The sequence below is a fragment of the Pampinifervens navoyensis genome, assembly GCF_046159715.1.
Lineage (GTDB): Bacteria > Aquificota > Aquificia > Aquificales > Aquificaceae > Pampinifervens.
This window is the reverse complement of sequence record NZ_JBJXCT010000042.1, coordinates 1-273: the sequence shown is the minus strand read 5'-3', so window position 1 is coordinate 273 and position 273 is coordinate 1. Positions and strand designations below refer to the sequence as shown.

Here is a 273-nt window from a genome sequence, read left to right as displayed (position 1 = left end):
ACTTCGTGCAGTCGTTCTGGAACAGCCTCTGGCTGGGCCTGGCGGCGGCCACGCTGTCGACCGCACTGGCGGTGCCGGCGGCCATGGCCATCGTCCGCTTCCGCGCCCCGGGCCTGCAGTATCTGCAAGGCGTGTTTCTGTCGCCGCTGATCATTCCGCACCTGGTGCTGGGCGTGGCGCTGCTGCGCATGTTCTCGCTGGTGGGCGGGCAAGGCAGCTTCGGCTGGCTGATCTTCGCGCACGCGCTGATCGTCACGCCGTACACGATGCGGC

General features: G+C 68.5%; 1 protein-coding gene. It reads left to right on the top strand.

Features of this window, described 5'->3' with window-relative positions:
* On the top strand, positions 1-273 hold a 273-nt coding region (locus ACKRDP_RS09930; protein WP_409154624.1), incomplete at both ends, for an ABC transporter permease.